The sequence below is a fragment of the Kitasatospora sp. A2-31 genome (genome assembly GCF_022288725.1).
GTDB lineage: Bacteria > Actinomycetota > Actinomycetes > Streptomycetales > Streptomycetaceae > Kitasatospora.
On sequence record NZ_JAKNTA010000005.1, the window covers coordinates 592,852 to 606,261 of the forward strand.

The following is a 13,410-nucleotide window of genomic DNA, read 5'->3' on the forward strand; positions in this document are numbered from 1 at the left end:
GGCGACCACGGACCACCTACGGGGTCGGTCGCGACGAGGTGGGGCGATGTGGCGGCACTTGAATCTGGTGCGCACTGGGACGGTAGGGGGCGCCGGGCTGGTTTCGGTGTTGCTCCTGAGTGCCTGTGCGGGCGGTGGTGACGCCGGTTCGGTCGATCGCCTCGGGACGACTGCGCCCACTGTTGCGGGAGTTGCACCGCTAACTCCTTCGGGTGGTTCCGCAAACGACCGGATCGCGCCGACCGACGGACCCGAAGGGGCGGCCGGCCGACTGGTGCTGAGGACGTATCAGGACTGGTGGCAGACGCAGGTCGAGGTCTTCGGCCGAACGGATTCGGACGGTTCCCGACTGGAGGCCTTCTCCTCCGGGAAGGCGTTGAGCGGATCGCTCGTCAATCTGCGCCAGCTGCACGACGCCAAACTGGTAATGACGGGAAGCCCGGGCAATTCCCCCGTGCTGAAGAGCGTGGACCTCAAAGCCGATCCGCAGACGGCCGTGATCGAGGACTGCCTGGACGTCTCGGGGTGGCATCAGGCGGATGCGGCGACGCGCGCGGTAAAGGATCCGCCGAAGCGGCTCACCCGCTACATCGCGACCGTTTCCGTACGGAAGTACCAGGCGCGTTGGCTGGTAACCGAGTTCAAGCAGGAGGTGGACCGAACATGCTGAAACCGGTACGGCGAATCCCGGTCCCGGCGCTGTTGTTCGCCGGATTGCTGCTTTCCCCCGGGGGCACGGCGTCGGCGGACGAACCTCCCGCCGGGGGCGGGGGCGACGTCACGCAGTGTGCGGTGAACGTGATCTGCACCGGCGTCCACACCCCCGGCAGCACGCCCGGCCCCGGTGGCGGCGGCACGGGCGGCGGGGGCGGTGGCGGCGGCGACCAGGTGTGCCAGTGGAACGGCGTGCCGATGGCCTGCCACGACCCCGTCAAAGGCTGGTTCAGCAGCACCAACGGCTGCTACTACCGCACCACCAGCCCGCAGCCCGCCGCGGACGACCCGGTCTGGGCCGGGCACAAGCCGTCCGAGGGGGCGGTCTACGACGTCACCTGCGCCTACAGCGACGGCACCTTCGGCGCACCGCAGCCGACGTTCTTCGCCCAGGCGCCCGTCGCGCCGCCGATGAACCCGGGCACGAAGGCCCAGGAGATCTGGGACTCCCTCACCTTCCCCTACCCCGAGCCGGGTGTCGCGCCCGAGGGCACGTCCGTGGTCGGCGTCCCGGTCTGGTTCTGGCTGAAGAACGCGACCACGCTGAATCCGGTCACGGTGACGGAGGGCGCGATCAGCGTGACCGTCACCCCGAAGCTGGAGTCGGTGGAGTGGGACCTCGGCGACGGGGGTCCGGCGGTCGTCTGCGAGGGGCCGAACGCCGGCGGGACGCCGTACGAGGCCAGGTACGGCGCGGCGAAGTCGCCGACCTGCGGCCACGTGTTCACCGCCGGCTCGGGCGGCAAGCGGGGCGGCACCTTCACCGGGACGGTCACCACGCGGTGGCGCGGCTACGTGACCGTGACCGGGAGCAACCAGAAGGTCGACCCCAAGCAGATGTCGCTCTCCACCGACCTGAAGCTCAGAGTGGGCGAGGTGCAGGTCCTCAACTGACCGGCGGGCGGCGGGGGGAACCGCGCCCGAGCCCGGTACAGCACGTCCGCAACGTCCGTAGGCAGCGAGATCCGCACGACGCAGGAGAGGTCGGAACCCGGTGGAGAACCGTACATTCGCGACGCCGGGGGCCGGCACGTCCGGGACTGCGGCGGCGGTGCTGCCCGAGCAGGGCCGCGCGACGCCGCACGCCCCGAGCCGGACGCTGCGCGCCCGGCGGAGGCGGCCGGCCGTACTGGCGATGGCGGTCGCGCTGATCGCCGCGGGCGGGCTCGGCGGCGCGGTGCTCTACAACAGCACCGGGCAGCGGGTCGCCGTGCTGGCCCTGGCTCATGACGTGCCGTACGGGCAGGTGCTGACCGACGCGGACCTGGTGGTGGCACGGATCGCGAGCGACCCGGCGCTGAAGCCGCTGGACGCGGCGGACCGGAGCAAGGCGGTCGGGATGCGGGCCGCCACCGACCTCAAGCGCGGCGAGATGCTGACCAAGGCGCACCTGGCGCAGTCGCTGAGCGTCCAGCCGGGCCAGCTGATCGTGGGCGTCTCGGCCAAGCGCACCCAGCTGCCGGCGACCAGGCTGCAGCCCGGAGTGGCGATCGTCGTGGTCTACACCCCGGACACCGGGAGGCCGGAGTCGCTCTCGGCGGTGGTGATCACGGTCGGCCGGGTGGACACCGACGGCAGCCAGGTGGTCGACGTGGCGGTGCCGTCGGCCGACGCCGCCAAGCTGGCCGCCTGGGTGGCCAGTCAGCGGATCCAGGTGGTGCTGGCGCCGCGCGGCGCGGCGACCGGAGCTCCCTCGGGAGCGCCAGCGGGCTCCCCGTCCGCCGCCGCGTCCGGCGCGGCACCGGGCGCGGCGTCCGGGGCGCCAGCAGCGCCGGGCGGTTCCACGGCGGCCGCGCCGTCCGGGGCGGGTGGGGGCTGAGATGGCGGTGATCGCGGTGGCCGGCGGGCCCGGCGCGCCGGGCGCCACCACGGCGGCGCTGGCGCTGCTGCTGGCCTGGCCGCTCCAGCCCGGGCGCCGGATCCTGCTGGTCGAGTGCGACCCGGACGGCGGTGCGGTGCTGGCCGGCGCCCTGGAGGGGCGGGTCGAGGCGGTCTACGGGCTGCGCAACCTCGCCGTCGCCGACCGGCGCGGCCTGCTCGCCCAGACGCTCTGGGAGCAGCTGATCGACCTCTCCCCGGACGGGAACGCCGAGCGGCTGCTGCTGCCCGGCCTGACCGACCCGGCCCAGGCGCCCGGGCTCGCCTACACGTGGGAGCCGCTGATGGAGGTTCTGCACGGGCTGGAGCCGCAGGGCTACGACGTGATCCTCGACCTCGGGCGCTCCGGCGCCACGGGGGCCAGCGCCGTCCTCGCCCGCCGGGCGGACGCGGTGGCGGTGACCGTGCGCACCACCCTGCGCGGCCTGAGCGCGGCCCGGCCGCGGCTGTCCGCACTCGCCGAGGACCTGGCCGCCGCGGGCACCGGAGCCGACGCGCTCGGCCTGCTGCTGGTCGCCGAAGGGCCCTACTCGGGGGCGGAGGTGTCGCGCGAGTTCGGGCTGCCGGTGATCGGCCTGCTGCCGCACGCGGTGCGCACCGCACGGATCCTCTCCGACGGCGGGGACACCACCGACCGGCGGTTCATCCGCTCCGAGCTGATGCGGACCGCCCGGTCGGCGGCCGACGAGGTGCAGCTGCTGGTGCGCCGCCGCCGGCAGCGGCTGGCGCCGACGGCGGCGCCCGCGCAGCTGCCCGCCGCACCCGCACCCGGTCCGGGGGCCCAGCCGCTCGCCTACGCGCCGCCGCAGCCGGCCCCTGCCTCACCGCAGCCCGCCCCGCGCTACGGGCAGGTGCCGCAGCCGGCCGCGCCGGTGATCACCACCGGTCCGGTGGCGCCGCTCGCCGGGCTGGCGCCGCAGCCGGCCGCGCCGGCGCCGTTCCCGGCGCCCGGGCGGCCGCAGGAACCGCAGCAGCCCTACGGGCAGGGGGCGCCGTACGGGCAGGAAGTGCCGCCGACGTACGCGGCGCAGCCCACGCACCCGGCGCAGCCCACGCACCCGGCGCAGCCCACGCACCCGGTGCAGCCGGCCCCCGCGGCGCCCTGGCCCCAGCCGGCGCCGGAGGCCGGCCCGGATGCGGCCCAGCAGCACGCGCAGCCGTACGCGCCCCTGTACGGGCAGCCGTACGCGCCCCCGTACGGGCAGCAGTTCGACCCGCAGCCCGCGCAACAGCCCGCGCAGCAGCCCGGCCCGCAGCCCGAGGTCCCGCAGGACGGCCCTGCCCGGGGGAGCGACCCGCTGTCGGGCGGCCGCCCCTACGGCCGGGTGCAGCCCGAGCAGTACCGCCAGGACCAGCCGCCGTCCGCCCACGGGCCGCGGCAGTCGCCCACCGCACCCGGGGAGGTGCTCCGTGCGCGGTAGCCCCCTGCACCAGCACCCGGCGGCCGATCCGGCCGCACTGCCCTGGACGGCGCCGCACCCGCAGCCGGCGCCGCAGCCGAGCGCCCGACCGGGCCCGGGCGCACTGGACCTCACCGCGCCGGACGGCACCGCAGCGGGATTCCCCGGGACCGGCCCGGTCGCGCCGGGACCGGTCGCCGGCGTGCCCGGCGGTGCCGCGGGCCCCACCGCCGTCCCCTCCCAGCTGCCCTCGCTCGACCTGCGCGGCGCCGCCACCCGGCCGGCCGTCGACCCGCAGGTCGCCCGCGAGCTCAAGCGCCAGGTCGCGGCCGAACTGCACCAGCAGATCACCCGGTTGACCGCCGCCTCCGGCACCGAGCCGGACCGCGCCACCCGCCGCCAGCGAGGCCGCGCGCTGATCGAGGAGGCCGTCGCCCGCTGGTCCGACGCCTACGCGCAGACCCACGGCATCCCGCCCACCCGCGAGCAGGACCGCGCGCTGGCCGAGGCGGTCTTCGACCTGCTCTTCCGCGCCGGGCGGCTCCAGCCCTACCTGGACGACCCGGAGATCGAGAACATCCTGATCAACGGCTGCGACGACGTCTGGGTCTCCCGGGTGCACCAGCCGCTGCGCCAGGTGCCGCCGGTGGCCGACAGCGACGCCGAGCTGATCGAGCTGCTCCAGGACCTCGCCCGCCAGCACGGGGGCGGCGAGCGGAGCCTCTCGACCGCCAGTCCGACGCTCGCGCTGCGCCTGGAGGGCGGCATGCGCCTCCAGGCGCTCACCGAGGTGACCCCGCGCCCGTACGTGGCGATCCGCCGCCACCGGGTGGCGTCGGCGACGCTGCCCGAGATGGTGCGCCTGGGCACCCTGGACTCCACCCTGGCGGCCTTCCTGGCGGCGGCGATCCGGGCCCGGAAGAACGTGATGATCACCGGCACCCAGGGCGTCGGCAAGACCAGCCTGTTGCGCGCGATGGCCGCCGAGATCCCGCCGGACGAGCGGATCGGCACCCTGGAGTCGGAGTTCGAGCTCTGGCTGCACACCCTCGGCCACCTGCGCCAGGTCGTGCCGATGGAGGCCCGCGAGGGCAACGGCGAGCGCGTCGACGGCCGGATGGCGGGCGAGTTGAGCATCGGGGACCTCATCCCGGCGGCGCTGCGGATGACGCTGTCGCGGATCATCGTCGGCGAGGTCCGCTCCGGCGAGGTCGTCCCGATGCTGCGGGTGATGACCAATGGCGAGGGCGGCTCGATGTGCACCCTGCACGCCCGCGGCCCGCACATGGTGGTGGACCGCATCGCCGAGCTCTGCCTCGAGTACGGCTCGCACATGACCGACGCGCTCGCCTACCGGCTGACCGCCAACGCGGTGGACCTCATCGTGCACGTCTCGATGGTCGACGAGACCGCGGTCGGCGGCCGCCGGCACCGGTTCGTCTCGCACGTCCTGGAGGTCACCGGCCTCGGCGAGAGCGGGCGGCCCGCGCTGAACACGGTCTTCGGCCCGCGCCCCGACCTGGGCGAGCCGCGCGCCGTCCCGCACACCCCGCCGAACTGCCTGGACGACCTGCGGCGGGCGGGCTTCGACGCGGCCCTGCTCGGCTCGCGCTTCGGCAGCTGGGCGGAGCCGCTGCAGCTGCGGATCGGCGGGGGCCCCCGATGACGCTGCTCTTCGTGCTCTGCGGCCTGCTGGTCGCCCTCGGCGTGGTCGCCCTGGTGGCCTGGGCCCGCGGCAGCGAGCCCGTCGACGAGGACGCCGGGGCGGACCGGAACCCGCTGGCCGGCCGGCTCCACGTGTTCTGGTACGGCGCCCCGGGCGCGGCCCCGGCCCGGATGGTGCGGCTGCGCCGGGTCCAGCTGCCGGCCGCCCTGGTGGGTGCGCCGCTCGGCTGGCTCTTCACCGGCATCCCCCTCACCGCGTTGCTCGTCCCGCTGGCCGTCTTCGGCCTGCCCTGGCTGTTCGACACCACCCGCCCGGACACCCACCGGATCGAGCGGCTGGAGGCGCTCTCCGAGTGGACCCAGCGGATCGCCGACGTGCTGCTGCTCGGCGTCGGCCTCAACCAGGCCATCGTCACCAGCCGCCGGACCGCGCCCGCCGCGATCGAGGAGGAGGTGGCCGAGCTGGCCGCCCGGCTGCAGGCCCGCTGGCGCCCGGAGGAGGCGCTGCGCGCGTTCGCGGACGGCATCGCCGACGCCACCGCGGACAAGGTCCTCGCGGCGCTGCTGCTGCGCGCCGGGGACAGCGGCCCGGGGCTGGCCCGGGCGCTCTCCGACATGGCCGAGTCGGTCCGCGAGGAGGTCCGCCAGCGCCGCACGATCGAGGCCGACCGGGCCAAGCACCGGACCACCATCCGCTGGCTGGTCGGCATCATCGTGCTGGTCGTCTCGATCGGCTCGTTCAGCACCGACTACACCCGGCCGTACAGCACCGCGCTGGGCCAGATCGTGCTGGCCGTGGTCGCCGGGCTGTTCGTGGCGATCATCGCCTGGATGCGCGCGCTGGCCTCGCACCCGCCGGTGCCGCGGCTGCTCGAGCCCGACCGGCGCAGCCGGACCGGGCGGCGCGGCCGGACCGCGCCGGCGCCGGACGACGGCGAGGGCCGGGACGCGGGCGGCGAGCGCCGACTCCTCGGGGAGGTCCGGTGATCTCCCCCTGGTCCGTGCTGGCCGGCGCGGTCGCGGCCGGCGGCGTCGCCCTGCTGGTCTCCGAACTCCGGCCCGCCCCGCCCGACCTGGGCCAAGCGCTGGAGCGGCTGCACCGCACCCCCGCCGAGCGGGTGGTCGATCCGGACGAGCGGCCGCGCTGGTTCGACCGGATCGGCGAGCGCTCGCTCGGCCTGCGCGGGGTGCGCATCCCGCACCGCGAGCTGTCGCTGATCGGCCGCAGCCCGGCCCGGTTCATGGCGCACAAGCTGCTGTTCGCCCTGGTCGGCCTCGTCCTCCCGGCGTACCTGGGGGCGACCGCGGCGCTCCTGGACATGGGACTGCCGTTCGCCCTTCCGCTGCTGGTCGGACCGCTGCTGGCCGGGCTCTTCTGGTTCGTCCCGGACGCCATCGTGCGCGGCGAGGCCAAGGAGGCGCGCACCGAGTACCTGCACGGGATCGCCGCCTACCTGGAGCTGGTCGCGCTGGAGCGGGCCGCCGACCTCGGCCCGGCCGAGGCGCTGCGCCGCGCCGCGTCGGTCGGCCGCGGCACCGTCTTCGGCCGGATCCGGGACGCCCTGGACCGCGCCGCCACCGACCGGCTGCCGCCCTGGGCCGGGCTGGACGCGCTCGCCGTGGAGCTCGGCCTGACGCCGTTGCAGGACGTCGCCGACATCATGCGGCTCTCCGGCACCGACGGCGCCGCCGTCTACGACACCCTGCGGGCCCGCGCCAAGGGCCTGCGCGGCGAACTGCTCGCCGAGGACCTGGCCCGGGCCAACGCCGACAGCGAGCGGATGGTCGCCCCCGGCGCCGCCCTGACCCTGCTGATGACCGTCCTGATCGTCTTCCCCGCCCTCCACCAGATGCTCGCCTGACGTCGATGCGGCAGCGCGAGCGGACGACACCGCACCCAACCCCGGGAGTCCCCTGATGTCCCACCAGCTCAAGTCCCTGGCCGGCCGGTTGCTCCGGCCGACCCTGCTGCCCGTCCAGTTCGCCCTGCTGCTCTTCCAGTTCCGGGTCGGCCGGGTGAAGGCCGCCCGGGCCCGCGGCGACCGCGGTGCGATCAGCATCGAGCTCGCCCTCGCCATCATCGCGCTGGTCTTCGTCGCGGGGGCCGTCGCGGTGGCCCTGTACGCGCTGAAGGACAAGGTCGTGAAGAAGGTCGAGCAGGACCCGAACCTGCCCGGAGCGGGTGCGGCCACGTGATCGAACGGCCCCGTCGCCGAGGCGACCGGGGAGCGGTGAGCCTGAGCCTGGCCATCGTCTTCCCGGTCGTCCTGGTGCTGATCCTGCTCGTGGTCGACGTGGCGATGGTGTGGTACTACCGCCAGGTCGCGCTCACCGCCGCCCGGGAGGGCGTCGACGCCGGGCGGGTGCAGGGCGACCAGCGCGACGAGGTCAAGGACGCGGCGGCGAAGTCGCAGGCCGAGGACTTCCTCGACCGGCAGGACGTCCGCGGGTACGACGTGCGCACGGACGGCAGCTCCCCGGTCCTGGTCCGGGTGACGGTCCGGCTGACCGCGCCGTCGGTGGTCCCGTTCCTCGCCCCGACCGTGGTCCAGTCGGCCGAGGCCCCGCGCGAGCGGTTCGTCCCGCCGAAGGCGGTGCCGTGAACGCCCGGGCCCGGACCGCCGGATGGGGGCGGCGGCTCGCCGCCCGGCGGGCCGCCCGGTCGGCGCACGGACGGGACGCGGGCGGGGTCGCGATCGAGGCGGCGATCGTCCTGCCGGCCGTGGCGGCGCTGGTCCTCGCCACCGCCGCCGCGGGCCGGGTGCAGACCTCGGCCGGCACGGTGGAGTCGGCGGCCCGGTCGGCCGCCCGGACGGCCTCGCTGGCGCGGAGCGTCGACGGCATGGACGAGCTGGTGAAGAAGGCCGCCCTGGACACCATGCGGCAGCAGGGCGTGGCCTGTCGGAACTGGGAGGCCGACGTCAAGCAGGGCGAACTGGTCACCCACGGCGCCCCGCTGGTGACCGTCGAGGTGACGGTGGTCTGCGAGGTGCCGCTGAACGACCTGCTGCCGGGGCCGGGGATGCCCTGGACGAAGCGGCTCACCGGCCACTTCGTCTCGGTGGTCGACCGCTACCGGGGCGGGTGAGGCGGCCGGTGCGGGCGAGGTCCGGGGGCGGGGATTGGGGAGCGTCCGGGCGGGGGAGACGCAAGCGGAGGGCCCCCGGGGGACGGCAGGTGCGAGGCGGAGCGGTCCCGGCGGGGACCGGTGGGGAGAGGAACGTGCGGGAGGGGTGCGCGGCGGTGCGCAGACCCGGGGGAGCGGGCCGGCGGAGCGCCCGGGCGGCAGGCGCGCGGTGCGCCGTGCGCGGCCGGTCGGACCGCGGCGCGATCGGCATCTTCGTGGCGATCTGCGCGGCCTTCCTGATCCTGGTCATCGCCCTCGTGGTGGACGCGGCCGGCCGGTTGAGGGTCGCCGAGCGGACCGACGGCTACGCCCAGGAGGCCGCCCGGATCGGGGGACAGCAGCTCGACGAGGCCGCCGTCCTCCAGGGTGCGGGCTACCGGGTGAAGCAGGACTACGTCCGGGACGCCGCCAACAGCTACCTCGCCCTCTACCACCTCCAGGCCGAGAGCGTGACGTTCTCGGCCGACGGCTCGGTCGTCACCGTCACGGTGAAGGCCGAGTTCCGGCCCGCCCTGCTGGGGGAGCTCGGCAAGCAGAAGGTCACGGGCAAGGGGAGTGCCACCCTCGTCCACGGAGTCGAGAAAGCGGAGACCGACTGATGGTCGCGCCACGTGCCAAGGACCAAGCCCGCGCCGGACGTCCGGCCCGCGGCGGGCCCGCCTCCCCGGCGCCCGGCCGGCGGCCGGCACCCCTGCCGCCGCGCCGCGGCCGGGGCGGCGCCGTACTCACCGCCCTCGCGGCGCTGCTCACCCTGCTCGCCCTGCTGATCGGCCTGCCCGCCCTGCTGCTGTACGGCACCCAGGCCGTCGCCGGGATGGGCGAGGTCGCGCCGGACGGCATCGGGCAGGCCCTGACCAGCCCCGACGACGGGCGGCTCTTCCTCTGGCTGCTGGTCGTGGTCGGCTGGCTGGGCTGGCTCTGCTTCGCGTTCTCCGTCCTGCTGGAGATCCCGGCCCAGCTGCGCGGACGGATCGCCCGGCGGATCCCGGCCTTCGGCTGGAGCCAGCGGCTCGCCGCCGGCCTGGTCGGTTCGGTGATCGCGCTGCTCCCGGTGGCCGGCTCGGCCTTCGCCGCCGCCCCCGACCGGGCCCCGGCCGCCGCCGCGCCCGCCGAGGTGACCGCCGGCACGCCGCGCGCCGCGCTGCCCGCCGCCCAGGCGGCGCCCGCGCTCGCGCCCGCCGCCGACCAGCACCCGAGCTACACCGTCCGGGACAGCCGCCCCGCCGACAGCCTCTGGTCCATCGCCGAGCGCCAGCTCGGCTCCGGTGAACGCTGGGTGGAGATCGCCAAGCTGAACGACGGTCGGGTGATGGACGACTCGGGCATCCGGTTCGACGCCGAGCGGCCGATCCAGCCCGGCTGGGAGCTGCTGATGCCGGGTGACGCCAAGGCCGACGACGCCAAGGCCCCGGCGCCCGCCCCGGCTCCGGCACCCCCCGCGCCGCCGGCCGGGACCGGGGCAGGCGCCGGCTCCGGGCACACCACGGTGACGGTGGCCGCCGGGGACAGCCTGTCGGCCATCGCCGAGCGGGAGTTGGGGGACGCCGAGGCCTGGCCCAAGCTGTTCGACGCGAACAGGGGCGTCGAGGCGCCGGACGGGGAGCGGCTCACCGACCCGGACGTGGTCGTGCCGGGGATGGTCCTGACGCTGCCGGGCGCGACCGCACCGGCCCCGGCTCCTGCACCCGAGCCCGCGCCGGCACCGACCGCGCCACCGGCGCCCGGCACGCCGGCTCCGCCCGCCACCCGGGCACCCGCGCCCGCCCCGTCCGCGCCCCCGAGCCAGGCACCCGCCGATCCGGCCCCCGTCGGCCAGGCGCCCGCGCCCGCCCCGACCCCCGCGGCGCCGCCCGCCCACGCCCCGGCGACGCCGGCCGCGCACGCGGAGGCCGCCCCCAGCGACGACTACACGGTCGCCCTGGCCGCCTCCACCGTCGGCGTGCTGCTCGCCGCCATCATGGTCGGCACGGTCGCCCGCAAGCGCGGCGGCCAGCTCCGCGCCCGCCGCCCGCGCCACCGCATCGCCCTCCCGGCCTCACCCGCCGCCGCGTTCGAGGCCGAGCTGAGGACCCGCCAGGACGACCGCGGCCTCGACCTGCTCGACCGCGCCCTGCGCACCATGGCCCGCAACACCGTCCGGGGCGGCAAGCGCCTGCCGGCCATCGTCGCCGCCCGGGTCACCCCCAACCACACCGTCGAGCTGCACCTCTCCGGCCCGGCCACCCCGATCGCGCCGTTCCGCGCCGCCCACACCCCGAACATCTGGTGGTGCGCGGCCGACTCCACCGAACTGCTCTCGCCCGCGCAGGCCCGCAAGGCCGCCGCGCCCTACCCGGCGCTGGTCACCCTCGGCACCGCGCCGGACGGCTCGGTCGTCCTCGCCGACCTGGAGACCGTCCGGCTGCTGCACCTCTCCGGCCACCCGGACGACGCCCGCGACGTGCTGCGCACCCTGGCCGTCGAGCTCGCCCACAGCCCGCTCGCCGACCGGCTGCACCTGCACCTGGTCGACCTCGCCGAGGAGCTGCCGATCAGCGGACCGGCCGCCGAGCGGATCCACCGGCACACCACCCTGGAGGCGGCGCTCACCGCCCTCGGGCCGCGGACCGCCAAGGCCCGGGCCACCCTGGTCGCGGCCGAGTCCACCAGCCCGCGGGAGGCCCGCAGCCGGGGCCTGGCCGACGAGTCATGGATCCCGGAGATCGTGCTCTGCGCCCAGCAGCCCGGCGGCGACGTCCCCGCCGAGCTCGGCCGCCTGCTCGACGCCCGGCCCCGGACCTGCGTCGCCGTCATCACCCGGGCGCCCGAACGCGGCACCGGCCCGGTCGCCCGCTGGACGCTGCCCGCCACCGGCCAGGCCACCATCCCGGGCCTGCACCTCACCCTGGAGCTGCAGCGCCTGACCGGCCTGCAGTACGAGCAGGTCACCGAGCTGCTCCGGGCCGCCGACGACACCACCCAGCACCCGGCGCCGGCGTGGACCCTCGACGGCCCCGGCATCGACGTCGAGCCGGCCGAACTCCCCAGCCCGGTACCGGTGCTGGCAGCCGTCGGGGCCGCCTCGGAGCCGTTCGCCGGCCTCGGCGGCGGGCTGGGCGGAGACTTCGGCGGCGCGGTCGCCGACGAGGACGACGGGGCGGGGGCGGCCGGGCCGCGCCTGCTCGCCCGGGTGATCGGCACCGGCGCGAGCCCGTTCGCGGGCACCGACCCGGCGGCGCCGGCCGGGCCCGCCGCGGCCGGTGCCAAGGGTGCGGCCGGTGCGAACGGCGGCCCGGGGGCGCGCTTCCTGGTCAACGGCCTCGGCCGGCACGCGAGCACCCACCAGGCGCCGCCCGCGGCACCGGCCGCACCGACCTCGGATGCGCCGGCCGCCGGCGGGGCCGACCAGGAGGAGACCACCCAGAACCTCCGCCTCCCGTCCGGGCCCGAGGCCCGGGGCGACGTGGTCGTCCCCGTCCAGCCGCTGCCGCCCGCCGCACCCCTCCGGGCCGAGCCCGCGCCGACCTCGGAGCCGACCGCGGAGCCGGCGTCGGCGCCGACCCCCGAGACGGGCGCCGTGCCGGATCGCAGGGCCGCCGAACGCGCCACCACGTCCGAGCCGGCGCCGGCGCACGATCCCGCGCCCGCGGCGTCCGCCGCGGCCCCGCGCACCCCGGGCCGCCCGGAACCGGCCCCGGCTCCCGAGCCCGGCCCCGCCGCCACCGCACCGGTGGCCCGCACCACGCCGGGCCGCACCGACTGCGACGACCTGCTCGCCATCCTCCGCTCCCCGGAGGCGCACGCCAGCCGCACCGCACCCCGGATCCGGCTGCTCGGCCCGGTCGACGTGGCCGGCGCCGCCGGTACCGCCGAGCCCGGCGCGCTGCCCCGCCTCACCGAGCTGGCCGCCTACCTGGCGCTGCGTCCGGGCGCCGACCACAACGCCCTCGACCACGACCTCCACCCCGGCGCGGCCCACCTCGACCCGCACCCGACCACGGCCGAGAGCCCGCTGCCCGCCAAGCTCGCCGACCTGGCCGCCTGGCTCGGCACCTCCTCGGAGGGCCGGCCGTTCCTGCCCACCGACACCTCCGACGGCTACTCCTACGCCCCGACCGTCACCTGCGACTGGGACGAGTTCCGCAGCCTCTACCGGCGCGGCATGCGCAGCACCAGTGCCACCGCGGACGCCGCGCTCGCCCACGCCCTGGCGCTGGTCCGGGGCGCCCCGTTCGCGGAGGCCCCGCCCGCCTCGTACGGCTGGGCCGAGGCGGAGCGGCAGGACATGATCGCCGCGATCGTCGACACCGCGCACGAACTCGCCGCCCGCCGCCTCCAGTACGGCGACCACCGCAGCGCCGAGGCCGCCGTCTTCCGGGGCCTCGCCGTCGCCCCGGACGTCGAACTGCTGCACCGCGACCTGTTCTACGCCTACGCATCGGCCGGGGCCCGCGACCAACTGGTCCGCGCCGTCAACCGGCTCGACGCCCTGAGCCGCCGCACCGGCCGCGAGCTCGACGCCGACACGGTGGCCCTGCTCCGCGACCTCCTCTCGGGCTGACCGGCCGGGAGCGGACGGCGCGGGTGGCGCTCCGTCACCCGCGCCCCCGGGGCCGACCCCGGCCTGGCTCGGGCGGGGCGTGATCT

General features: G+C 76.8%; 12 protein-coding genes. All 12 read left to right on the forward strand.

Features of this window, described 5'->3' with window-relative positions; translation table 11 throughout:
* Positions 1–58: 58 nt before the first annotated feature.
* The 12 genes from MCM47_RS17435 to MCM47_RS42615 all read left to right on the forward strand — a co-directional run bounded on the left by MCM47_RS17435 (position 59) and on the right by MCM47_RS42615 (position 13,324).
* A complete protein-coding gene (locus tag MCM47_RS17435; protein WP_238862536.1) occupies positions 59–670 on the forward strand; it encodes a hypothetical protein in 612 nt (203 codons plus the stop codon).
* Between the two features lie 122 nt (positions 671–792).
* On the forward strand, positions 793–1,608 hold the full coding sequence (locus MCM47_RS17440; protein ID WP_238862537.1) for a hypothetical protein: 816 nt from the start codon (positions 793–795) through the stop codon (positions 1,606–1,608).
* A gap of 100 nt (positions 1,609–1,708) precedes the next feature.
* Positions 1,709–2,533 (forward strand): SAF domain-containing protein, encoded by an 825-nt coding sequence (locus MCM47_RS17445; RefSeq protein WP_238862538.1) that lies wholly within the window; start codon positions 1,709–1,711, stop codon positions 2,531–2,533.
* A gap of 1 nt (position 2,534) precedes the next feature.
* A complete protein-coding gene (locus tag MCM47_RS17450; protein WP_238862539.1) occupies positions 2,535–4,013 on the forward strand; it encodes a hypothetical protein in 1,479 nt (492 codons plus the stop codon).
* Complete coding sequence (locus tag MCM47_RS17455) at positions 4,003–5,658, forward strand: CpaF family protein (protein ID WP_238862540.1); 1,656 nt, start codon at positions 4,003–4,005, stop codon at positions 5,656–5,658. The genes MCM47_RS17450 and MCM47_RS17455 overlap by 11 nt, the downstream gene beginning before the upstream one ends.
* Positions 5,655–6,644, forward strand: a complete 990-nt coding sequence (locus MCM47_RS17460; protein WP_238862541.1) for a type II secretion system F family protein — start codon at positions 5,655–5,657, stop codon at positions 6,642–6,644. Before MCM47_RS17455 ends, MCM47_RS17460 begins: the two co-directional genes overlap by 4 nt.
* The gene (locus MCM47_RS17465; protein ID WP_238862542.1) at positions 6,641–7,519 is read left to right on the forward strand and encodes a hypothetical protein; all 879 of its coding nucleotides are present in this window, start codon (positions 6,641–6,643) and stop codon (positions 7,517–7,519) included. Before MCM47_RS17460 ends, MCM47_RS17465 begins: the two co-directional genes overlap by 4 nt.
* Before the next feature lie 55 nt (positions 7,520–7,574).
* Positions 7,575–7,853 (forward strand): hypothetical protein, encoded by a 279-nt coding sequence (locus tag MCM47_RS17470; protein ID WP_238862543.1) that lies wholly within the window; start codon positions 7,575–7,577, stop codon positions 7,851–7,853.
* A gap of 35 nt (positions 7,854–7,888) precedes the next feature.
* Positions 7,889–8,260 (forward strand): TadE/TadG family type IV pilus assembly protein, encoded by a 372-nt coding sequence (locus MCM47_RS17475; RefSeq protein WP_238862544.1) that lies wholly within the window; start codon positions 7,889–7,891, stop codon positions 8,258–8,260.
* Positions 8,257–8,745, forward strand: a complete 489-nt coding sequence (locus MCM47_RS17480; RefSeq protein WP_238862545.1) for a TadE/TadG family type IV pilus assembly protein — start codon at positions 8,257–8,259, stop codon at positions 8,743–8,745. Before MCM47_RS17475 ends, MCM47_RS17480 begins: the two co-directional genes overlap by 4 nt.
* Positions 8,746–8,960: 215 nt before the next feature.
* The gene (locus MCM47_RS17485) at positions 8,961–9,383 is read left to right on the forward strand and encodes a hypothetical protein (protein ID WP_238862546.1); all 423 of its coding nucleotides are present in this window, start codon (positions 8,961–8,963) and stop codon (positions 9,381–9,383) included.
* Positions 9,383–13,324: a BTAD domain-containing putative transcriptional regulator gene (locus MCM47_RS42615; protein WP_305067993.1), complete on the forward strand. Its 3,942-nt coding sequence runs from the start codon at positions 9,383–9,385 to the stop codon at positions 13,322–13,324. Before MCM47_RS17485 ends, MCM47_RS42615 begins: the two co-directional genes overlap by 1 nt.
* Positions 13,325–13,410 lie beyond the last annotated feature (86 nt).

What these genes read in the sequence shown, in the direction of transcription:
- MCM47_RS17450 (WP_238862539.1), top strand. Translation starts at nt 2,535, where the DNA reads ATGGCGGTGATCGCGGTGGCCGGCGGGCCCGGCGCGCCGGGCGCCACC.
- MCM47_RS17460 (WP_238862541.1), top strand. Translation starts at nt 5,655, where the DNA reads ATGACGCTGCTCTTCGTGCTCTGCGGCCTGCTGGTCGCCCTCGGCGTG.
- MCM47_RS17470 (WP_238862543.1), top strand. Translation starts at nt 7,575, where the DNA reads ATGTCCCACCAGCTCAAGTCCCTGGCCGGCCGGTTGCTCCGGCCGACC.
- MCM47_RS42615 (WP_305067993.1), top strand. Translation starts at nt 9,383, where the DNA reads ATGGTCGCGCCACGTGCCAAGGACCAAGCCCGCGCCGGACGTCCGGCC.